Raw genomic sequence first — 22,400 nt, forward strand, 5'->3', positions numbered from 1 at the left:
AAAACAATAACAACTTTATGCCTGTAGCGTTGGTGTAATTTTGCTATATTTCCATCAGTTCGTAAATTGCAATTATGTCCTTTCGTATTGCACAAAATGGAAATAAAAGTTAAGTCAATCAAGCTATTTTGCTCCATCGTTGAAACTGGCTCACTCATTGCAGCTGCAAATAAAAATTTATTATCAGCTCCGGCAGCCAGCCGTGTTCTTTCTCAATTAGAAGATCGGCTTGGATTCAAACTTTTTCACCGCACCAACCGTAATTTGTCTTTAACCGAAGAAGGCGCAGACTTTTACCGTATCGCCATGGAGTCGGTGCGTGCCTGGAAACATTTGGAAGACTATCCGATAAGACGAAATCACCATAAGAGAATCCTGCGTGTTGCTCTTTTAGCAAGACATACCAGCGACGTGACTCTGCCGGCTGTTGTCAAAATTTTAAAGAAGCATGAGGAGCACCTAAGGGTCACGATTGACGTCCATGCAAGCCGGGATATCTATTATTCCAAATACTCTCATCCCTTTGATGTCGGGTTTGGGATTCTTTTATCCGACCATGACGACTTGGTCAAAGTAAATTTGGCAAACCTGCCTTTCTGTCTGGTTATGTCTAAAGAGAATCCTTTGAGCAACCGCAAAATTTTGAAACCTGCCGATTTCGCAAGAGAACGTTTTATTGTTTTGTCCCGAGATATTAAAGAAAGAAATGCCTGCGGGCCCCTCCTAGGGAACATTGACGAAAATCAAATCGTCGGTGAAGTCTCCTCCACGCAAGTAGCTATCCGAATGACACGCAAAAACGTGGGAGTTCACTTAACGGATGTTTTAGCCGCCGTTAAGGTCAGTGACGACTGTGCCGCCATTCCGGTAGCAGATCCTCTGACAATTCCTTTCAGCGTTTTCTGGCCGAAAAACTCCACCGCACTCTCCCCTGAAGCCATTGAATGCATTGCAGAAATCATCAATAACATTCAGCAGTTAGGTATTGAAGTTACGGAAGACGGACAGAGCTTTTTACAAGGGGAAGTACCCGAAAAATATCTGGAAGCAGCTCAATAAACCTATCCAACGTTTGGAATTCTATAATTCGAAACTTGTGTACTTAGATCAAAGTTGAGGAGAGATCATTGACTGCAAACCGAGTAGTTGTTGGATTATCCGGAGGAGTTGACTCCTCCGTGACAGCTTACCTTCTTAAACAGCAAGGATATGAAGTCATCGGTCTTTTCATGAAAAACTGGGAAGACGACGATGACAGTGAATACTGCTCGTCCAGGCAGGACCTCATCGATGCAGCTGCGGCCGCCGATGTCATCGGAATCGAACTGGAGGCCGTTAATTTTGCCAAAGAGTACAAAGCGAGAGTGTTCTCCATTTTCTTGGAGGAATATCAAGCCGGTCGTACGCCCAACCCAGATATTCTGTGCAACTCAGAAATCAAATTCAAATCCTTCTTGGATTACGCTCTGAAGATGGGTGCAGAAAAAATTGCCACGGGCCACTACGCTCGAGTCAGAGAAAATAACGGTCTTTTCGAATTACTCAAAGGAGTAGATCCGGCAAAAGATCAAAGCTATTTTCTGCACAGACTCAACCAGCATCAGCTCTCCAAATCTTTATTCCCAATCGGCGGCTATTGCAAGACTGAAATTCGCAAAATTGCCGCGGAAATCGGACTGCCGAACGCCCGTAAAAAAGACAGCACGGGGATCTGTTTTATCGGAGAGAGGCCCTTCCGAGAGTTTCTTCACCGTTATTTGAGCAACAAACCGGGCCCAATTAAAACCCCAGACGGGAAGATTGTGGGAGAGCACATCGGTTTGTCCTACTACACCCTTGGTCAAAGGAAAGGAATTGGAATCGGCGGTACAAAAGATTCCAATGGAGAGCCTTGGTTTGCAGCGAGAAAAGACATCAAGGAAAACACGCTTTATGTAGTCCAGGGTCATGACCATCCTTGGCTGCAATCCATGACTTTAAAGGCAAGCGATCCGAATTGGATTCTCTGCACGCCCCCTGTTGCAGGAAGTCTACTCTCCGTTAAAACGCGCTACAGAATGCCCGATGAGCCCTGCGAGATTATTTCAGCAGATAAAAACTCTTTATTTCTGACCAGTAAAGAGCCCATGTGGGCGGTTACCCCGGGTCAGAGTGCAGTTCTCTACGATGGAGAAGTATGCTTGGGCGGTGCAGTAATCGACAAGTAATTAGCGTCCTTGTCAAAAAAGCTCCGTGTTCAGCGGAGCTTTTTCTTTACCGGAAGGTCTTATCCGGACGTCTTTTTACTGTTCTTTAGCCTTGCGATGATAAATCCCACCACAACAACAAAGACAGCCCCGGCGATTCCGCCCTCAACGTGAAGGTTCGGCAGATTCGGGAAGTGCGGAGAAATTCCCGGATCATCAACCATCAGCGTACCGGCAATCCAACCAAGCAAAGCACCACCGGCATAAACGATAATTGGGAATCGATCGATTACCTTCAAGATAATCTGGCTTCCGCCAAGAATAAACGGGATACTGACAAGAAGACCGAAAATAACCAACCACATCTGATGGTGTCCCGGAGCCTGTTCAGCAGCCCCGGCGATAGCAATAACGTTATCAATACTCATCACCAAGTCCGCAACAATAATGGTCTTAACGGCACCCCAAAGTCTCTTACTGGCATGAATTTCCTTTTCTTCTTCATCGTGAGGAATAAGGAGCTTGATACCAATCCAAAGAAGCAAAATACCCCCGCAGAATTTCAGGAACGGCACCTTCATAATCGAGACGGCGAAAGCTACCAAAATAACTCGCAGGAGAATGGCACCGCCGGCTCCGTAAAGGATGCCTTTGCCCCTCATGTGCGGGTCTAAGTTTCGGCAAGCCATCGCGATTACAACTGCATTGTCTCCGCCTAGCAAGATGTCAATAATGATGATCTGGAGTACAGCACCCCAATGTATGTCAGCAAATACCTCTAAAAAATATTCCACAATTTATCCTTTCAATTGGAAGAGTTCAAAACCTCTTTCAATAGACTTCCGATTTCAGACGGATTGCGTGTAGTTCTTATTCCGCATTCCTCCATAGTACGAAGTTTTCCTTCAGCAGTCCCTTTGCCTCCAGAAATAATCGCACCGGCATGCCCCATTCGTTTACCAGCAGGAGCAGTCACGCCAGCAATAAATCCTACCACCGGCTTGCTCATATGTTCTTTTGCCCACAGAGCAGCCTCTTCCTCATCGGAGCCTCCGATTTCCCCAATCATGACAACAGCGTCAGTATCAGGATCTTCGTCGAAGAGCCTCAAAATATCCTTATGTTTTAAACCATTTATCGGATCGCCGCCAATTCCAACAGCCGTCGACTGGCCCAATCCGAGCTCAGAGAGCTGAGCAACCGCTTCATAAGTCAAAGTTCCGGAGCGGGAGACCACTCCAATTCTTCCCTTCTTATGAATATGAGCAGGCATAATACCTACTTTAATTTCACCCGGTGTCACAAGACCCGGACAATTCGGTCCCAGGAGCAAGCTCTTAGACCCGGTTTTGCGCATATGCTCTCTAACCTGAATCATATCAAGAACAGGAATTCCCTCTGTGATGCAAATAATGAGGTCCATTCCTGCATCAGAAGCTTCCATAATGGCAGAAGCTGCGCCGGCGGGCGGAACATAAATTACAGAGACATTGGCTCCGGTCGCTTTTTTAGCTTCTTGGACCGTACCAAAAATGGGAAGACCTTCCCAAGTTTGTCCTGCTTTTTTAGGATTTACGCCCCCCACGAAACATTCTTTGCCGAATCCATATTCTCTGCAGGCAGCCGTATGGAACTGGCCGGTCTTCCCGGTCATTCCTTGAGTAATTACTCTTGAATCTTTATTAACCAAAATACTCATCTTATTGCTCCTTAGCCAGAGAAACCGCTTTAAGGGCTGCTTCTCCAAGAGTCTCAGCAGTAATGATCGGCAAGCCGCTTTCTTTGAGAATCTGTTTACCTAAATCCTCATGAGTTCCCTTCATGCGAACGACAAGCGGAACGGTCAAGGAAACAACTTTGCAAGCCTCAACAATTCCTTCAGCAATGGTGTCGCACTTCATAATGCCGCCGAAGATATTGACTAAGATGACTTTCACTTCCGGCTTGGACAGCATGATTTCAAAAGCAGCCGTCACTTTTTCTACGGATGCGCCGCCGCCGATATCCAAGAAGTTTGCAGGTTCTCCCCCGAAAAGCTTAATGGTGTCCATAGTTGCCATTGCTAATCCGGCGCCGTTGACCAAACAAGCAATATTGCCGTCGAGCTGGATATAAGGCAGTCCAGCCTCATGTGCCTTTAATTCGGTTTCGTCTTCTTGGGACGGATCAATAAGAACTTCTAATTCAGGATGGCGATAAAGAGCATTATCGTCAAAAGTCATTTTGGCATCGAGGGGGAATACTTCCCCTTCTTTGGTGACGATTAACGGATTAATTTCCAGAAGAGAGCAGTCTTTTTCCTTAAAGGCTTTCCAAAGACCCAATAAAACTTTCTCAGCCTTTTCACGGACTTTTTCATCCATGTTGAGCTTGACAACTACGTCTTTCGCTTGTTCTTTAGTTAATCCGACGGAGCTATCGATATATTCTTTAACGATTTTCTCAGGAAAATCAGCAGCTACTTTCTCGATTTCCATGCCGCCTTCCGAAGAAGCTAAAAGGACAGGAGATTGGTTGGCTCTATCAATAAGGAAGCCGACGTAATATTCGGAGACGATGTTTACGCCTTGTTGAATCAGAACCTTACTGACCAATGCACCGTCCGATCCCGTTTGCTTGGTAACCAATCTCATCCCGATCATGGTTTTTGCAAGTTCTTCGACCTGTTCTAAATTTCTGGCTAATTTGACGCCGCCGCCTTTACCTCTTCCGCCAGCGTGAACTTGAGCCTTGACTGCCCAAACAGTACCTCCAAGCTGTTCTGCGACTTCTCGGGCCTGTGAAGGAGTTTCTGCAACTTTTCCGGCAGGAATTGGGACGTCAAAGTCTTGCAATATTTCTCTGGCTTGATACTCGTGAATTTTCATGGTGATATTCGAAAATGTGCCAAAATGTGAAGTATAGCAAGCTCATCTTTTAGTCGAAGTCGTCCCCATCACCTTTAATAATTTGATTGATAGTTTTGAAAGAAAATCCTCTTGAGGCTAAGAACCTAAATTGTCTTGCTCTTTCTTTTTGATCTTCGGGAACTTCACCGAATTTTCTTTCCCAGAGTGTCTTTGCTCGTTCGAATTCCGACTCTTCAAACTCTTCCATGACAGAGTTAATCGTTTCAGAGTTGACGCCCTGGCACCGAAGTTCCCACTTAAGCCGCTGATCTCCGAATCGTGATGCTTTGGTTACCAAAGAAGCGCGAGCAAAACGTTCATCGGAGAGATACCCTTTACCTTCCAACTCATCGAGGCAGGCATCGATTATCGGCAAATCTTCCAGTTCAGAAAATTTTTCTTTTAATTTGTTGCGGAGAATAAAACGAGAGCGCTCCCTGACAGCAAGGAGCGCCACAGCTTTTTGTTTTATTAACCGAACTCTGTCGTCATCATCAAGCATTAGCTGTATCTTCGTAAGTTTCTTCCATTAAGGTTTCTTCATCGTCATCGTTGTTCAAACCGGAGTTCTCAGCAATCTTAGCTTTGATTTGCTCTTCGATAGCTTTCATTTCTTCCGGATGAGCGTGGAGCCAATCTCTAGCGGCTGTCTTACCTTGGCCGATCTTATTGCCTTGGTAAGAGTACCAAGCGCCGGACTTACCGAAGATATCCATCTCGGTTCCGAGGTCGATAATTTCACCTTCTCTGGAGATACCCTTACCGTAGATGATTTCGAATTCAGCGGACTTAAACGGAGGAGCAACTTTGTTCTTAACGACTTTAACTCTTGTTTCGTTACCTAAAACATCATCACCTTTCTTGACGCCGCCTGTTCTACGAATTTCCATACGGATAGTAGAGTAGAACTTTAATGCGTTACCGCCTGTCGTCGTTTCTGACGGACCGTACATGACGCCGATCTTCTGGCGGACCTGGTTAATAAAGACGACTAAAGCGTTGGATTTCTTAATGCTGGAGGTAAGCTTTCTAAGGGCTTGACTCATCAAACGAGCCTGAAGGCCAGGAAGGGCTTCGCCCATCTCACCTTCAATTTCTGATTTTGGTGTTAAGGCTGCTACAGAGTCGATAACGACAAGGTCAACCGCACCGGAACGAACCAAAGCATCGGTAATTTCAAGAGCTTGTTCACCGCTGTCAGGCTGAGAAAGAAGAAGATCGTCCACATTTACGCCCAAATCCTTAGCGTATTTGATATCTAAAGCGTGTTCAGCGTCGATGAAAGCACATGTTCCGCCCAATTTCTGCATTTCAGCCAAGATATGGAGTGTCAGCGTGGTTTTACCGGAAGATTCAGCACCGTAGATTTCGACAATTCTTCCGCGGGGCAGACCGCCGACACCAAGGGCCATATCCAAGGTAAAGGAACCGGTGGAAACAACTTCCAGATCTTCCTGGACGGTTTTTTGTCCCATCGGCATAATTGCTTCTTTACCGAACTGTTTTGCAATCTGATCAAGAGCGACCTTAAGAGCTTTTTTACGTGCTTCCGGGTCAACTACCTGCACCACCTGCGGTTTTGCTTTTTTCTTTTCTGCCATTTCTTTTTCCTAACTTTTTCTTATTTATAAACTGATTCTGTAAATACTAATTGGAATAGTTTTTCTTTGCAAAAGATTTATTTTTTCCAATCTTTTATGAGAATTATTCCTCTATATGCGTCAATTTATGTCTTTTATTTAACTATTTTTAGACTTTTTGGAAAAAAACAACAAATTTAATAAAAAATCGTGCAGATCGTTTGACGGATAAAAAAAAGGGATGTATAGTTCGACTCCTGGATTGATTCAACACAAATCAAACGGGTTGTTAGCTCAGTTGGTAGAGCAGTGGACTTTTAATCCATTGGTCGCAGGTTCGAGTCCTGCACAGCCCACCAGAGGGAGCATAGCTCAGTTGGTAGAGCAGCGGACTCTTAATCCGTAGGTCCCGGGTTCGAATCCCTGTGCTCCCACCAGAATACCACCCGTGACTCTTTCGAAGAGCGCGGGTTTTTCTTTTCATTCGACCCATATCACCCCTGAACTTTACTAAACTAGATATATTTCTCAAAATCTTTTAGCCGGAGCGCCTAAACCCCTTATCCAGAGCCTGTTTTGGCCGTTTGAGGTTTAGTTTTATCTTTATTTCTAGATATAATTCTTATATCTAGTGAGGCTCCCTATGTTTTTTCAAACTCTTTCAAATGAACTTCACCCACTGTTAGTTCAGAAAACCAAAAATGCTTCTTACGTTCTCAGGTGTAAAAATAAATGGGTAGACGGCGTTTCCAAACGCATTAGCAGCGAAACAGTGGGAAGAATTCTTGATGAAAGTACGGGTGCCTTTGAATTTAGCGAAAAATTTCTCAACAAGAATCCTCAGTTCCGTGGCCTGAACCTCTACTGGGATAAGGAACATTGCATTCTCACTTATCGAGATGCTCCGGATCTCGGGCCTACCACTCAATCAAGGCTGAATGCCGGGGCCTCCTATTTGTTTTTAGAAATAGCAGAACAGGCAGGAATCCTCGAAGATCTCAAAACCGTCTGGGGAGAAAAAGCTGCCGATATTATTTCTCTAGCCATTTACTTTCTTGTTCACCCGCATCTTAATATCGACAGTTATTTTCATACAGCAGAACGGACTTTACTGCCTGGGCAGCCACTCAGCGCCAAACGTTGTACAGAGCTTTTTGAGTCAATAACTTTCGACGAGCGTAATCAATATCTTAAATTGCGGGCCGCTAGGAGTTCCGAAACTAACAACCCCAATTACTGGGCCTATGACACAACTTCTATTTCTTCTTACTCCGAAACGATACCGCTTGTTAAATACGGCTTTAACAAAGAGCACGATCCTTTGCCGCAGATGGTGCTTGGGATTCTGATGGATTGCAATACCGGGGAACCTATTGACTATCAACTGCTTAATGGAGCTACGGCTGATGTATCCACTTTAAAAAAACTTTTTCTAGATCTCTCGAACATTGATGTCGATACAATCAATTTAATCCTTGATAGAGGATTTGATAGTTTTGAGAACCTGAAGCTGCTATATCTTCAGCATACGAATTTCATCCTGGCCGTTAAGTCCAACAGCACAATCATTGCCGATACATTTAAAGCAAATTGGAAAACTCTAAAGGCTCGAAACCCTCTCGAATATATCCCGGAGTACGAATGCTTCGGAAGAGCATGCAAGGCGAACTATAACTTCCAATCCAAAGAGCTCGGTCAGATTGATTCGGAGGTCTACGTTCATATGTTTTACAGCCCGGACAAGGCCGGGAGTGAACTTCATCGAGACGATTTAATCCTTCATGGATGTCTAGAAGAAATTACCGAAAGAGAAAGAAAAAAGCGGATGAATAAGAAATTGGGCGACCCGAGTACTTCTTTAAAAGCGTACTTTAGGAGAGCAGAAAAAGGAAAATGGGAGCTTAAAAGTGAAGAATGGCTAAGCATTCAGCAAAATTCCGGTTTGTTCTACCTGGTATCAAATTCGATATCAAGTCCGCGAGAATGCCTGTTCAAATACAGAAGCCGAGACGTTGCCGAAAAAGGCTTCAACAACTTTAAAGAACGATGTGCCGGAAGGAGAGCCAGATGTCAGGAACGTTCTTTACATGCCAAAATTTTTGTTATTTATCTAGCTGTGAGCTTGCGCATGATGCTTCGTCATCGTGTTAATCAGACAACAGAAGAAGAGTATCTTAGAACAGAGAAAATTCGGAACATTCCAGATAACAGCGTGCCGGAGATGATCGACGACCTTAACTATGTTGGAGTGACAAAGTGCATGGGAACTTCGCCGGTGAAATATTTCTGGGATCAACTCACTCCCAAGCAACGGGACTACTACAAATTTGCAAGAGTACCGCTGCCCGAGGGAACATTTGTCTTAGATAGTTTTATATCTAGGTAAGAAAAGTTCAGGATCACCCCTTCGTCTACTAACTTTCCTTATTAGTGAGAAGCTAGGAAAAACAGCGAAGCTTTTCCTTTAACGATTTCTCCAGCTAAAAACCAATTTGCCGCACAGCAATAAACGTGGAATCCTCAAATCTGAAGGAGAAAGCCTTGTTGGAATCAAAATCATTCAGGCCTATTTAGTCGCATCTGCTTCTATTATTTATTTCAATTCATTATGAAAATTATCTAACCAAACCCACCGACTCAGGGAGGAAATATGGGAGAACAACAAAAAGATTTCATTTTTGAAGGCAATAAAACACTTTTTAGGGAGGAACACGACACTGAGAAAGCAGGCGTCTTAGAACAATTTCTTAATCTTCCTAGGGAGATGACTGAAGAAGACTTTCTCGAAGAAGTGCACCGCGGAACTGTGCCTTATGCAGCCGCCCAAAAGATAGACGAGGAAACTGTATTACTAATTCGGCGAAATGTTAACGCCGGTCCTAATTGTTTAGACTGTGTGCTGAAAACCGACGGTAAATATTTGACCTTCGAGGACGCACTTCTGCGTCTTGAAGACATCCCGGAAAAATTAAAGTTGAAGCAGTATGCTTTTGGCCCAATGGATTTGAAGGAGAGATCGTAGGATCTCTGGGTACTAGAGAGTTTTCTTTTTATGTTCCGTTTCTGCAATTTTTCAAAGACGAAGTCCAGTTAGAGAAAGAGGTTTCTTTTGAATTTGCTGGCCTTCTGAACAAAGTTCGAAAAGTCCAACCAAAAAAATTTCACATTTCTACTGGTCCATTTTATGAAATGGCTCGTACTGAGTTCTTAAAGAACTATCCTGAAAAATCTGCTTCAGATTTTCCTTACGTGGTCGTCCGCACAAACGGGATGAAAATTCTTGATCCTTCCCGTTACTGTTCGTGGCATATGTTCCGAGGACCAGTGATGGAATGCTCTGCCCTCTTTATCAATGAACATCCGTTTTACCGCTTGAAGGTTCAAATCACAGACGGCGACAAAGACCTTGATTTATATGCGTACACTAGCTGCAAGCAATGTAGTGACTACATTCCACAAGTCGGCGACGACATCTGCGGCGAATTGTGGCTGATCGGGTACAAAGAAATTCCAGAATATTTGAGACTAAAACCATAATCTATTAACCATATATACTCATTAAGTTAAATTGGAGTAGGCTTCTAGTGTGACCTACTCTCTTCGCCCCACCATTTCCTAATGACTCTACAATTGCTCACTCTTTTAGAATAGCCAAAAAGTTTCTTCAGGAATTGTGAAAAAAGAGGCAGAAGACTCAATCCTCTACCTCATTAATCAGATGTTACTTCCTTCGGCGAAGTTCTCTTACAGTTACTCCTCCAATGCCATAACTATCCATAGGTACTTCTTCAATGATGACGCAGAGGTTGTGGGTGTTTTTGTGTAGAACCTCACCAATTACGTTAGTTATTTTGGAGATTAGCTGTTTTTTTGATTCAGTACTTGGAGATTCTTCATCTCCAGTGATTTTAATAGTGACGATAGGCATGCACTAACCTTTGTTCTTGCCAAAGTACAAGTGCTTATTACGAGATTTTCCGGAAATCTTTGTCGGAGTAACCTCCCAAACAGTAATGCCCTTTCCACCCTTATCGAAATATGCTTCAGCAGCCTTTGCACCGGCCTCCGGAGCATGGATCTTACAAATTTCTAATTGAATTTTTCTGAGTTCTTGTGGATCAGTGATCTCCTTGGCCGTGCCGGCAACAACCACAGAAGCGAAATCAACGGCGAATTCCTTTTGATTGATATCATCTTTACCGATGAAGCACAAAGAAACTCTTTCATTTTGTCGCAGGTTGTCTACCTTTCTTCCGCCTGCTTTAGAACAATGGAAATAGAGTTTGCCATTCAAAAGGATAGGTGTGACAGGAACGCCGTATGGAGTTCCGGAGTTGTCTGTTGTGGAAAGCACGGCATGAGGAGTATGACGGATAAGATAAAAGCATTCTTCTTCTGTTAATTGCCGATCCTTGCGACGCATTTCTCTTTCCGTACTTGTTCCAGAGGCAAATGCGAAAGGTGCAACAGAAGCAGCAAAGCTAGATACGAGGATTGAACGACGTAAGAGGTTCATTTTTTTCTCCTTTAGAGTTAAGCCATTAAGACCAAGCCTTTCGTGTTCAGCTTGTGAGCTCACTCTATTGGAATTTAGAAAAATCAGCTTTCTAAGGTTGATATTTCCGGCACTGCATTTAGCACATTAGGAAGCCTTTTTGCTTTCCACTCTGTGGCACTCACACCAAAATGACTTTTGAAAGAACGGCAAAAATTTTCAAAACTTCCAAATCCGCACAGCTCTGAAATCTCGCGGACAGAACGTTTTTGATAGCGGTGTTCGCGGAGTTTTCTTGCTGCCTCAGAAAGCCGAAGCTCCTTTAAACGTGCCATTACAGTGGTTCCGCTCGGGCTATAAATGTTGTTTAATTGTCGGCTAGAAATGGAAAAGAATGAGGCAACCTCCGTGGCCGTCAGTTCCTTATTATTAAGATTTTCTTTGAGATAGCTCTCAACCTTTTGCCTCAATATCTCATGTTTTGTGAGTGTCCCGTCTAATCCTTTGGCCTGACGACGAAATTGAGCAATAAGCGGCATAAGAATGTAAAGAAAGCCGATACACATGCTTTCGAGCTCAAGGGGATGTGCCTTCTTTAACATCCGTCGAACGGCCCTCAGTGTATCTAAGCTTGTTTTCCCTAAGTTGTTTTGGAGAGAAATACGCACTCCTAACAGTTGAGATGGCCGATATACCATGTGGCTCGACCAAACAGAAGACGAGATCAGCAGAAGATAAAAATTACTGTCTTCCACAAAATTGAGACAAAAGTCTTCACTAGGATCTACAAAAAAGACCGACTGGCTGGGCACCTCTCTTTGATTACCTTTCTGCTCGAGAAAAAAGTGTCCCTGCTGCAAAAAGATAAATGCTAACTGGTAGCTGTCATCCTTTTGAAAGACGCAAGAGCCTTTTACATCCTGGGCATAAAGCAGAAGAGAATTGTCGGACTGCGACATTTCTGACTGAGGTAAGTCGAGCAAATCCATTGAATTACGCGGGGCGTCCCTTATTTCACCCGGAAATTTTCCATTCATCTAACTTCTCCAAGGATACCTCGGGTTTCAACCCGAGGAGGAATTGGACAGCTTTTCCAACTGTAGGAATAGCCATCCGAGTGTGTAATTAATCTGCAATAGCGATAGGAAATACCTTGTATGGTTTGGCCGGAGGTTTGAAGATTGAAAGATCCTGTTTTACGGACAGCAACCTTTCCCACACACACGCCTTTTTTCTTGCCTTTCGGGATAATCGCTTTGACCATATCTCCGGTTGAAAATCCGTAAACTTTCTTCTGCCTCATGCAGATTCCTCGTGGGAATCCATACTTATCAGTTCTCGTTCTTTGATAGGCTCCACGGCCACAACATTTAATGTTCAGAACATTGAGGTTTCTCCAATTTGTCACTGATGGAACATTGCCCACACAGAGTGCATCTAGCCAATGCGCTTTTGGAATACCGAATTTTTTGCGGTTAAACTTAGTTAAAGCTCCTGAACCAACTTCAAAGGGAAAACCAGTTGATTTCAGTTTGTTAAACAGTTTCCAACGGGTGGCATTAACAGAAGCTGCGTCTTTAAGCGGTTGTTTTAACTGATTCTTGATTTGCCGCAGAACTTCCGGCTTGTCTTTCAGAAACTCCTCAATGCTCCTTGAGCCTTTCTTCTGATTGCATTGAACACAAGCTAAAACGAGATTGCTGACTCTGTTAGAGCCGCCTTTGGATTTTGGTATTACATGATCGATATTAAGTGGGACATTGTCTGCTCCGCAGTAGATGCACTTGCGGCCGAATTTTTCAAGCAGATACTCCCGGAGTTCGTAACCAGTCAGCTCTCCTTGTTGATACTCAATCCCTTCAATTTTCGAGTTCTGGGTAAGCTGCGTATCGAACTTTACAAGCTCTTGGCTGATTCTTTCAACAGGGGTTATCTTGCGCAATCGAGAAACCCAAGAAAGAATGCTGTCTGGTCGATGCTGCAGGGAAGGAGCAAGCCACCCCTCTGCTCTCCTGCGGTTCAGGAACCGGGGTGAGCGGTAACGGAGATTACGGCTTCTTCGGCTGCGTCTCAAACAACGCCTCTTGTGGAGTGCATTGCGAATCTGCTGACCTCGATGCTGAAGATTGATAAAGTACAAAGCATGATGCTCTTTGTTTTTCTCTTCCCGCACTAGAGCAATACCTGTCTCTTTGGAACCCGGATCAATCTTGATAAGCATCGGTTGGACAGATGAGTTTTCCAGTTCACGATCCGTTAGACGGATTGTAAACGGGAAAACCTTATGGACCCGTGCCCGTCCTTTTTTCAGGAGTTTCCTTGCTCTTGCCGGATGACAGGGCATCAGGCGCCGGCCTTTCCTATCTAATACAAATACGAATGTCGTCATAAATAAATTACCTTACGGTTACTGGACTTGTCTTTCGACTTGTCCGTGGCAAACACCTTTCGGTGTTGTTCCCCTCGCCAATGTTGCAGAGCGGCGTTTTGTTCCGAACCGTTTCGTACTTACCCATAGCTTGTCTGCTTTCGGAACTTTCAGGGTCCGGAGCTGAGGAAGCACCCCGGAGTGAGTCTTGAACCTCTTTGCAACGTAGTCAGCATTGCTGACTGAAGCTGGTCAACCAGACTTTTGCAAGCCTCGGGCTTTTAGCCCGGGGTAGTTGACCAAATTGATTATTTCAGAGATCTATTTGATGAAAAAGGAATATTGGTACAAACGACAATTACACATCTGGGACCTCAGCCGTAGAAGTAGCCGTAAGGGAAATTCCGACTTTAAATAATACTTTCTCCATCGGGCTTTTCACTTTTTCATCCAGCAGGACAGTCCTATCTTCTTCCTTTGAGTCCTCAACTTCTTACTTCTTTTTATTATCCTAATCAAGACTCTTGCGTGATGGGAACGCCAAAACCTTCTAAGACAATCCATCGAACTTTCTGTTCTGCTTGCAATCTTTCACCAATAGCTTTTCCCAGAAAAATGTGTAAAACTTTCTCAGATGAACACGGCATTTCTCAAACAGAAGTTACTTCTTCTTTGCTTTCTATTCCTTGCTTCTATTACACAAGCAAAAGAAGAAATCACTATTGGCCTCATTGATACGTTTGATCCCGACTTTTATCTCGAGACTTTTGTACCAACTGTCGAGCATTTGCAAAAAGAGTTGCCTAACTACAAACTAAAAATCATTGAGATATCACCGAAAAACATCATTGAAGAGACTGAAAAACTTAAACCTCAATTCCTTATAGCGTCAGCGGGCGACTTCTCTACCTTAATGAGCTTAAAAGGAGCGCAACAGATAGCTACAGTAAAACGTCCTCAAGCCATCAACGCTGAAAAAGCCGTTTTTGCAGCTTTTGTCGTCAAAAATGATCGGAAAGACCTTCAGACTCTCCGAGATCTAGAAAATAAAACCGCAGCTGCGGCTACCGAAACTGACTTTGAAGGTTGGCTCGTTCCTCTCGGCGAAATTGCCGATGCCGGATTCAATCCGGAAAAATTCTTCAAAAATGTTAAGTTCACGGAACATCAGTTCCCGGATGTCCTGACTCATCTAAAAGTCGGAAATGTCGACGTGGGAATTTTTGGGCCATGCCAATTAGAGCGATTGGCAGAAAACGGAGAAATTAATAAATCAGATTTTCGAGTGATAGGACTTAAGGATCCGAAAGAGTTATGCGCACGGTCCACGAAAATGTATCCGGACGTCGTGTTTTGTTCGATGGACGGCGCACCCTCTCAAGCAGTGAAAGCCATTACGCTTTCCCTGCTCTCTTTTCCTCCTCAGCAAAATAATTTTGAATGGATTCCGGCAAGCAGTTTTTATCAGGTTTTTGAATTGCTGAAATCTTTAAAGCTCGGTCCGTACCGGCATTTAAGAGAAACTACCGTTAAAGACTTTCTGGCTGCGCATAAACTCGAAATCGGGCTCTTTTTTGCGCTGGTAATTGCCGTGCTGATTCACATCGTCCGCGTCAATATGCTGGTTCGCCTTCGGACGGAAGAACTTAAAGCTTCTATTGCCGAACAGCATTTAATCGAGTCACGAGCATTGGAAAACCGCGAACGGCTCGAGATGCTGGAAAAAAGCCGCGTAATCTCTCAGCTAAGCTCCATGTTTGCTCACGAAGTTAAACAGCCAATCACCAATATCCTTTATTACACCAGCGGTTTGAAAGTTCTTCTTGAAAAACTAAAAATAAAAGATAACCAAGTAGAAATGGTACTGGATAAGCTCAGAGAACAAGCCCTGCGGACCGCCGATATTGTTGACCACGTAAGAAGCTACGCCAAACACAGACCGTCTAAAGAAGTTGAGTTCGATTTAATCCCAACCGTCCTGCGTGCTTTGAAAAGTATTAAAGAGCAAGAAAGAAAAGGCGTAGAAGTTAGAACTGTTTTTCCTAGCGAAAGCATTTCAGCTAAGGGAGATCCCTTTGAGATTGAATTGGTAGTTCTTAACCTTCTCAAGAATGCCCTTAGTGCCGTCAAGGACGTATCATCCCCGGAAGTCACTATTACGATTACAGAAAATGAAGATAAGATCCGCGTTCATATTGCCGACAACGGCCCTGCTCTTTCTGATGAACAGTTTGAAAAACTAGGGAAGCCCATCCAAAGCAAGAAATCCGACGGATTAGGAATCGGCCTCTCAATTGCTCTTAGTATCATCGAAAGCCACGGAGGCCACTTGACCTTTTCCAGAAACCAACCGAACGGCTTGATCGTAAGCTTCTCTGTAGAATACGCTGCGAATAAGGAGAACCACAATGGCTAACCTAACACCTCTCGTCCGTATCGTTGACGATGATCCCACTATTTGTGACTCTCAGTCTTTCTTTTTGCAGTTAGCCGGCTGGCAAACCGTCACCTACCAGGATCCCGTAACCTTTTTGGAACGAGACGATTGGGATCGGCCGGGATGCATTATCTTGGATGTGAGAATGCCTTCTCTCTCTGGATTGGAAGTGCAGCAGGAATTGAATAAACGCGGCGTTGATTTGCCGATCATTTTTCTCTCGGCCCACGGTGACATTGAGATGGCGATGAATTGCGTTGAGCAAGGAGCTTTCAATTTTCTAGTTAAACCTCCTATCCCAGAGAAGCTTAAGGATTTAGTTGAGAAAGCCATCAAACTGAATAAGTCTCAGAGAAAAATAAAAAAGGAAACCGAAGAACTACAGAAACTTTTTAGTCAGCTGACGTCGACCGAGCAAATGGTAGCCCGTCAGGTAGCTAAAGGTTTAACCAACAAAATGATCGGCGAAGTATTGGATATGTCGGAAAGGACCGTTCAATCACATCGGAGCAAAGTTTTTGCAAAGCTGGACGTTGGAAATGCAGTAGAACTTTTCCAATTCCTTAGCGACATGGATAATTCCTCAAACCTGTAACCGAACAAAAAGATGAAACGCCGCACACTAAACTCTTTACTTGCCTTCTTCAGCTTAGGTTTCGGTTTTGCCCCTTCTATTGTTGAAGCCGCTGTTACTTCCTGCGATGTGCTTGTAGTTGGCTCAGGCGCTGCCGGTCTTTCGGCTGCTTTAGAAGCTGCTGACGCCGGATGCAAAGTTATCCTTTTAGAAAAAGAAGCCTTCGTCGGCGGAGATACTCTGCGTTCAGGCGGGTTTTACAATGCTCCCGATCCAAAAATCCAAGAGCTCATTCATGTGACCGATAGTCCGGAATTCTTCTATCAACAACTTGAAGAATCAGCCCATGGAAAGGGCGATCCGGCCTTACGCAAAATACTTGCTTATAACTCAGTCGACACCTTGGAGTGGCTGAAGAAACAAGGTGTGGTCTTTGAAGAAAGAGTATTTCAAATTTACGGTTCCAAACACCCGAGAAGCCACAAACCAAGCCTCATCAGCGGCACTTCATATATCCAAAAATTATCTGAAGCCTGCCTTCAACGCGGGGTTAAGATAATGACAGGTTCCTACTTCTCGGACTTTATTGTTGAAGGTTCAAATGTTATCGGCGCTTTTGTAGAACACAAAGGCATGCGCCAGCAGATTTATGCCAAAACAATTGTATTGGCGGCGGGCGGATTCGGAAATAATCCGGAAATGGTCAAACGGTATGTTCCAAGCCTTAAATTCGTATTTTCTGATTCTCGCGGGCACGGAAGTGTCCTGCAGAAGGCAATTGATCTCGGCTTAAAGGCGGAAAACATGGATATCGTGGAATGCGTCCCGGAAGGATCGTTTCTTGATCAGTTCTCGGCCCGTATTTATGTTTTTGTGAAGAACACGTTTTTCGTTAATGAAAATGGAGAACGATTCGTTGATGAAGCCGCTCAGCGCAATGTCATCAGCAAAGCGCTTATCGCACAAGGCAACAAAAGATGCTACACAATCGTAGGATCGGAAAACATTTCGAAGATGGGCAAAGACTTGAGAAAAAACCTTTACCGAGCCTATTTCGCCGGACAAGTTTGGAAGGCCAACACATTGGAAGAATTGTGCGAAATCATAAAAATTCCGTTTGCACCAATCAAAGCCTATGTTGAACAGGGAGACAGCTCAAAAACTCCCTCAGAGCCTCCTTTCTGGGCTGTGCGAATGTATCCCTGGATTCACTATACTTTAGGCGGCCTCTCTATCAACACGGACGCCAACTGTCTTACCACATCCGGACAACCGATTCCCAATTTATTTGCCGCCGGTCAGATAACCGGGAACGTTCACGGAGAAAATAGACTCGGCGGATGCGGACTGACCGATGCTTTTGTTTTTGGAAGAATCGCGGGACAAAACGCAGCAAAATTTGCAAAATCCCTAGCACAGTAAAATTCAAAAATCAATAGATCTTTAACTGACGACTTGGAAAACGTAACAAATTAAGATTTCTCCATACTTTCGATAAGTATATTGACACAAGGAGAAAAAATGAACACTTCCAGACGTTCTCTTTTGAAAGGCGGAATCATTGCATCAATGGCTACCGGCTTTGCAGCCATGCCCGCTATAGCTTCTGCAGCAGAAGAAACAAAGTTTCCTCCTGTCTTTAATACTTTTTATTTAGTCTGATCCGTTTTGAACCCCGATGGGTTCTTTATTTTTGCCTAAATTTATTTTCTAATAATATGTATTAACTGTAGTATAATTAGCTTAATGATAAATCTTGGGGGTCCTATGCGTTATAGGTTGGGGTTTAGTTCTAACAAAGACAGTTCTAGTGTTTATATCGAGTGTTCTATTCGAAAGCCAGGTGTCAAACATCCCGTTCGAGAAATCATTAAACGCTTTGGAAAGAAAAAAGACCTCTTAGCTAAAGACCCTGCGGCACTACAAAAGATCCAAGAAGAGGTTGACCGGATGAACCTCAACTGTGAGGGTAGGAAACTGCTTTCCACTCCCACTTCTCTTGAGTTACTTTCTAAAGATTTATCCGAGCTTCTTCAACGACAAACTTTGGATCCTAGTGCCGTTTTTTGTACTCGTAGTGCCGGCTATCTTATCTTGCGCCGCCTCTATGATGAACTTAAATTGGATGCTAAGTTCGATTACATTGCAACGAAAGGCTCTTTCAAGTATGACTTAGCAGAAATTGCCAAGGAACTAATTTTGCTCAGAATTCTTGCCCCGTCCTCCAAGAGACGTTCCTCAATCGAAGGACCCGAGCGTTATCTTGGCATGGAGTTTGATAATCTAAATCAAATCTACAAAGCTCTGGATGTACTCTGTGCGAATAAAAGCGACATCATCCGATACTGGAATCGTCAAATCAGCAAGCTGGTTCCCGACAGGGATACTTCGATTTGTCTTTATGACATAACTACATATGCCTTTGAGAGTACCGATCAAGATGCGCTAAGAGATTTTGGCTATTCCAAGGACAAGAAATTTAATGAAGTCCAAGTAGTTATGGGATTAGCTACGGACAAACAAGGCTTGCCCCTCGACTATGGTCTCTACAGAGGCAATCAGGCTGAGGGGGCTACTATGGTGCCCTTTGTTAGTGAACTAAAGAAGAAATTTAATGTTAAAAGCTTCACGGTAGTTGCCGATAGAGGTCTGAACAGCCAAGCTAATATCGACGCTCTGATAAAACTCGGAGATAACTACGTTCTAGCCTCCAAGATAAGAGGCGCAAGCAGCGATATACAAAGAGAAGTTCTCTCTGAGGAAGGCAGAGTTCCAATACAGAAAGTCTCCGAAGACGGGGAAATCTTAGACTTCGGCTGGTACAAAGAAATTCAATTGAACGGTCCTATCAGCTACGAGTCGCCGGAATACGTCTTTGAAGACGGTGACAAAGAGAAAGAAAAGCAACTTGAGAAAAACTTAAACCATACAAAAACGAAATCTGGGAAATACGTAAAAAGCCAATTAAAACGCAGACTCATCGTTACCTGGACCGAGGCCAGAGCCAGAAAAGACAGAAAAGACCGAGAAAGGTTAATCAAGAAAGCTCAGGAGCTAGTTGGAAAACCTTCTAAGATCAAGACCTCATTCAAAAGAGGAGGAAGAAGTTTTATTCTCTTAGATATGGATTTGGAGACTGCAAGAATAAATGAATCACTAATTGCAGCACAGGAGCAATTTGATGGAATTCATGTTATCGAAACATCATTGAGTTCACCTGCTTCAGAAGTGGTAAGAATCTATAAAAACTTATGGAGAATTGAAGATAGTTTCCGCCATTTAAAAAGTACTTTTGAGGCAAGACCAGTATATTTACGGCTGCCGGATCATGTGCGCGGACACTTCCTAATCTGCTTTTTAGCTTTATGCGTCCATCGTTATTTGGAATATAAACTTCGGGCAAATAATACTCCGGCCACGACCGATGGAATTATCAGAGGACTGAACCGAGCCACGATATCATTGATTAATCCAACCTCCGGGATTGAGTTTTACGGCACCGCTGGCTTTGACTCTACAGTACGAAACATTATGAATCTAGTTGGCTTGACGCCTCCAAATACTTACGAAGACCCAAGCGCTTTGAGGAAGAAAATGCGACTCTATACTTCTGTCAAAGATTTATTCTCTTCTACTACAATAAGTTTAGAAAATTAAGAAAAAGAGAAACTAGAGCTGACGGGGCCTCACAGGCCCTTTTTTAATTCGTAGGCATAAAAGACGGGAAAATGAACACTTCCAGACGTTCTCTTTTGAAAGGCGGAATCATTGCATCAATGGCTACCGGCTTTGCAGCCATGCCCGCTATAGCTTCTGCAGCAGAAGAAACAAAGTTTCCTCAACATACTTATGACCTCGTTATCGCAGGTTTGGGCATCGGCGGCATCGTCACCGCTATCCGCGCCGCAGAAAACGGTTTGAAGCCAGTTGTTTTGGAAAAGATGGGCTCTGCTGCCGGCAATACTGTTTACTCCGCAGGTTTCATGCTTGGCGTCAACACAAAGATGCAGCAGGAAAAAGGTTTGAAGACCGGCGACACCACTGAAAAATTCTACGAAGACATGATGAAGGTCTCTCAAGGCAGAGGAGATCCAGCTCTCACACGTCTTGTCGCTGAAAATGCAGATGACACACTGAACTGGCTTCACGACTATGTCGGCGTTAAATACGGTGTCGGTGCCAAATTGGTTTGGCCGATGCTGCAGAGAGCTCACTTAACAATCGGCGAAGAAAAGCCGGGCGGAAAACAGTTGATGAGCTATCTCTTGAAAAAAGCAAAAGAGTTGAATATTCCTATCATCTACAACGCCAAAGCCGTTGAGCTCCTAGACAATCCTAAGAACGGTACCGTTACCGGCGTCAAGGTTAAGACCGCCAAAGGTTTTGAAGAATACATCGGCAAACTCGGTGTTGTCATGGCAACCGGAGGTTATTCTGCCAACAAGATGATGCTGACAATGATGGCAGGTGTTCCAGCAGCCAACATGCCAGTCCGCGGTTCCAACACCGTTACCGGCGAAAGCATTCTGCTGACAGCTCCTTATTTCCCGCGCGTTGTCAACGTTGATCAATACCACTGCGGTCCTATCCACGGCCCAACAGGTGCAAATCCGTTGAACATCGTCAATACCGGTATCGCAGTTTCTAAGGAAACCAAGAGATACACCAACGAAGGCCACACATACGTTGAAATGTCCCGCGACACAGCCGCTAAGACAAAAGACAACTGGGGCTACATGATTGTTGACGAAGATACTCATAATCTTCCGATGCTCAAGAACGACTGGTTTTCTTATGCTTCTAAGAAAGCTCCTGTTTATAAGGCTGACACCATCGAAGGTCTTGCAAAAGAAGCCGGCTTAAATCCTGAAGAATTGAAGAAGATTGTTGATGAATACAACACAGCTTTGAAGGAAGGCAAGCTTGATCAGCTTACTCCTCCAAACACTCACAAGAATCCGCGTCCAATTCTGAAAGCACCTTTCTATGCCGTTCCGTTCCAAGGCGGTATGACAGCCACATTCGGCGGTCCGCTTATTAATACTAAGGGACAAGTTCTGGATACAGAAGGCAAACCGATCAAAGGCTTGTATGCAGTCGGCAATGCCGCTGGCGGTCTGTTCTACGACAACTACGTTGGCGGTGCTCAGCTGACTTCTGCCTCCGTTATCGGCAGAGCCATCGCTGATCACATGAAAGCCTTAATGCAATAGGAGCTCATTGAATGAATGTCAGAATTTTTCAGGCTCTGTGCGTATCCGGCTTGCTGATCTTTTCCTGGAATGCATCGGCGCAGGTACAGCTCCATGGCAAACATGCACAGATGAATATGCAGTGTGACACTTGTCACGGTCAAACCAGACCTCGAGAAGTTCCCGATGAATCAGTTTGCCTTACATGCCATGTCAGCAGGGACGCCGTCAAGCAAAAGACTGCAGCACTCAAGCCTAATCCTCATTACGGCCACAGCGAGTCTCAGCCCTGCGGAGACTGCCACAAGCAGCATGAACCATCGGTTTTGACATGCGATCAATGCCACAAGTTCGGCTATAAGACTCCTTAGTTCCTTTTAGAAGAAAGGCCGACGAAATTGCCGACCTTTCTTTTAGGAATGAGATCCTCCTTACCGCCTTAATGGCGGTTCTTTTTTTGATAGCGTCTTCTAACTTTTTTCTCAAAAAATAAAAACCAGTCCAAAAATGCATTACTAGAGGGAGAGGATTCCAGACACATCCGAGTTAATAGTGCAACCTCTGATCATCTCTAAAATTCTTACCTGAACTTTAGTTCAGTCAAATCTAGACTTTTAAATTTTTATAAAAAATTTATAAGATATTTCGCACGAGTTGCTCTATGCTGTACAAACTCTCAT

At 44.1% G+C, this 22,400-nt stretch carries 21 protein-coding genes and 2 tRNA genes; 14 read left to right on the forward strand and 9 right to left on the reverse strand.

Annotated elements, in window-relative coordinates:
* The first annotated feature begins 96 nt into the window (after positions 1-96).
* Together ADH67_RS08210 and mnmA are read left to right on the forward strand one after the other, a co-directional pair.
* Positions 97-1,059, forward strand: coding sequence for a LysR family transcriptional regulator (locus tag ADH67_RS08210; protein WP_066595284.1), 963 nt, complete (start codon positions 97-99; stop codon positions 1,057-1,059).
* A 68-nt stretch (positions 1,060-1,127) separates the two neighbouring features.
* Entirely contained in the window at positions 1,128-2,207 is a 1,080-nt protein-coding gene (gene mnmA, locus ADH67_RS08215) for a tRNA 2-thiouridine(34) synthase MnmA (protein WP_066595285.1), read from the forward strand.
* Positions 2,208-2,266: 59 nt separating this feature from the next.
* On the opposite strand, the gene ADH67_RS08220 is transcribed toward mnmA, so the two are convergent.
* Genes ADH67_RS08220 through recA form a run of 5 tightly spaced genes read right to left on the reverse strand, consistent with a single transcriptional unit; the run spans position 2,267 to position 6,675 of the window.
* Positions 2,267-2,980: a TerC family protein gene (locus ADH67_RS08220; RefSeq protein ID WP_066595287.1), complete on the reverse strand. Its 714-nt coding sequence runs from the start codon at positions 2,978-2,980 to the stop codon at positions 2,267-2,269.
* An 11-nt stretch (positions 2,981-2,991) separates the two neighbouring features.
* Positions 2,992-3,885 (reverse strand): succinate--CoA ligase subunit alpha, encoded by an 894-nt coding sequence (sucD, locus tag ADH67_RS08225; protein WP_066595292.1) that lies wholly within the window; start codon positions 3,883-3,885, stop codon positions 2,992-2,994.
* A 1-nt stretch (position 3,886) separates the two neighbouring features.
* A complete protein-coding gene (gene sucC, locus ADH67_RS08230; RefSeq protein ID WP_066595296.1) occupies positions 3,887-5,053 on the reverse strand; it encodes an ADP-forming succinate--CoA ligase subunit beta in 1,167 nt (388 codons plus the stop codon).
* Positions 5,054-5,102: 49 nt separating this feature from the next.
* On the reverse strand, positions 5,103-5,576 hold the full coding sequence (gene recX / locus ADH67_RS08235; RefSeq protein ID WP_066595298.1) for a recombination regulator RecX: 474 nt from the start codon (positions 5,574-5,576) through the stop codon (positions 5,103-5,105).
* Positions 5,569-6,675: a recombinase RecA gene (recA, locus tag ADH67_RS08240; RefSeq protein WP_066595299.1), complete on the reverse strand. Its 1,107-nt coding sequence runs from the start codon at positions 6,673-6,675 to the stop codon at positions 5,569-5,571. Before recA ends, recX begins: the two co-directional genes overlap by 8 nt.
* Before the next feature lie 262 nt (positions 6,676-6,937).
* Here recA and ADH67_RS08245 point away from each other — a divergent pair.
* The 5 genes from ADH67_RS08245 (at position 6,938) to ADH67_RS08265 (ending at position 10,191) form a co-directional block, all read left to right on the forward strand.
* Positions 6,938-7,013: transfer RNA gene (locus ADH67_RS08245), tRNA-Lys, on the forward strand.
* 2 nt (positions 7,014-7,015) lie between these two features.
* Positions 7,016-7,091: transfer RNA gene (locus ADH67_RS08250), tRNA-Lys, on the forward strand.
* A 206-nt stretch (positions 7,092-7,297) separates the two neighbouring features.
* A complete protein-coding gene (locus ADH67_RS08255; protein WP_066595300.1) occupies positions 7,298-9,040 on the forward strand; it encodes an IS1634 family transposase in 1,743 nt (580 codons plus the stop codon).
* Positions 9,041-9,304: 264 nt separating this feature from the next.
* Positions 9,305-9,676, forward strand: a complete 372-nt coding sequence (locus ADH67_RS08260; protein WP_066595304.1) for a hypothetical protein — start codon at positions 9,305-9,307, stop codon at positions 9,674-9,676.
* A gap of 167 nt (positions 9,677-9,843) precedes the next feature.
* Positions 9,844-10,191: a hypothetical protein gene (locus tag ADH67_RS08265; protein WP_066595306.1), complete on the forward strand. Its 348-nt coding sequence runs from the start codon at positions 9,844-9,846 to the stop codon at positions 10,189-10,191.
* Positions 10,192-10,375: 184 nt separating this feature from the next.
* Here ADH67_RS08265 and ADH67_RS08270 read toward each other — a convergent pair whose 3' ends face one another.
* The 4 genes from ADH67_RS08270 to iscB form a co-directional block, all read right to left on the reverse strand.
* On the reverse strand, positions 10,376-10,582 hold the full coding sequence (locus ADH67_RS08270; protein ID WP_066595308.1) for a tautomerase family protein: 207 nt from the start codon (positions 10,580-10,582) through the stop codon (positions 10,376-10,378).
* A gap of 3 nt (positions 10,583-10,585) precedes the next feature.
* Positions 10,586-11,170, reverse strand: coding sequence for a pyridoxamine 5'-phosphate oxidase family protein (locus tag ADH67_RS08275; RefSeq protein WP_066595310.1), 585 nt, complete (start codon positions 11,168-11,170; stop codon positions 10,586-10,588).
* Positions 11,171-11,253: 83 nt separating this feature from the next.
* A complete protein-coding gene (locus ADH67_RS08280; protein WP_066595312.1) occupies positions 11,254-12,186 on the reverse strand; it encodes a helix-turn-helix transcriptional regulator in 933 nt (310 codons plus the stop codon).
* Positions 12,183-13,538 carry an RNA-guided endonuclease IscB gene (gene iscB / locus ADH67_RS08285; RefSeq protein WP_066595313.1) on the reverse strand — a complete coding sequence of 452 codons (1,356 nt, stop codon included), beginning with the start codon at positions 13,536-13,538 and terminating at the stop codon, positions 12,183-12,185. Before iscB ends, ADH67_RS08280 begins: the two co-directional genes overlap by 4 nt.
* A 613-nt stretch (positions 13,539-14,151) precedes the next feature.
* Here iscB and ADH67_RS08290 point away from each other — a divergent pair.
* From ADH67_RS08290 to ADH67_RS08315, 7 genes are all read left to right on the forward strand, one after another.
* A complete protein-coding gene (locus tag ADH67_RS08290) occupies positions 14,152-15,933 on the forward strand; it encodes a sensor histidine kinase (RefSeq protein WP_066595314.1) in 1,782 nt (593 codons plus the stop codon).
* The gene (locus ADH67_RS08295) at positions 15,926-16,549 is read left to right on the forward strand and encodes a response regulator transcription factor (protein ID WP_066595316.1); all 624 of its coding nucleotides are present in this window, start codon (positions 15,926-15,928) and stop codon (positions 16,547-16,549) included. The genes ADH67_RS08290 and ADH67_RS08295 overlap by 8 nt, the downstream gene beginning before the upstream one ends.
* A 12-nt stretch (positions 16,550-16,561) precedes the next feature.
* Entirely contained in the window at positions 16,562-17,950 is a 1,389-nt protein-coding gene (locus ADH67_RS08300; protein ID WP_066595319.1) for an FAD-dependent oxidoreductase, read from the forward strand.
* Between the two features lie 99 nt (positions 17,951-18,049).
* Positions 18,050-18,190: a hypothetical protein gene (locus ADH67_RS13260; protein ID WP_157108113.1), complete on the forward strand. Its 141-nt coding sequence runs from the start codon at positions 18,050-18,052 to the stop codon at positions 18,188-18,190.
* A gap of 105 nt (positions 18,191-18,295) precedes the next feature.
* Positions 18,296-20,185 (forward strand): IS1634 family transposase, encoded by a 1,890-nt coding sequence (locus ADH67_RS08305; RefSeq protein ID WP_066591418.1) that lies wholly within the window; start codon positions 18,296-18,298, stop codon positions 20,183-20,185.
* A gap of 71 nt (positions 20,186-20,256) precedes the next feature.
* The gene (locus ADH67_RS08310) at positions 20,257-21,741 is read left to right on the forward strand and encodes an FAD-dependent oxidoreductase (RefSeq protein WP_066595320.1); all 1,485 of its coding nucleotides are present in this window, start codon (positions 20,257-20,259) and stop codon (positions 21,739-21,741) included.
* Positions 21,742-21,752: 11 nt separating this feature from the next.
* The gene (locus ADH67_RS08315; RefSeq protein ID WP_066595322.1) at positions 21,753-22,091 is read left to right on the forward strand and encodes a cytochrome c3 family protein; all 339 of its coding nucleotides are present in this window, start codon (positions 21,753-21,755) and stop codon (positions 22,089-22,091) included.
* Positions 22,092-22,400: the final 309 nt, after the last annotated feature.

This window comes from Turicimonas muris (genome assembly GCF_002221595.1).
Taxonomy (GTDB): Bacteria; Pseudomonadota; Gammaproteobacteria; order Burkholderiales; family Burkholderiaceae_F; genus Turicimonas; species Turicimonas muris.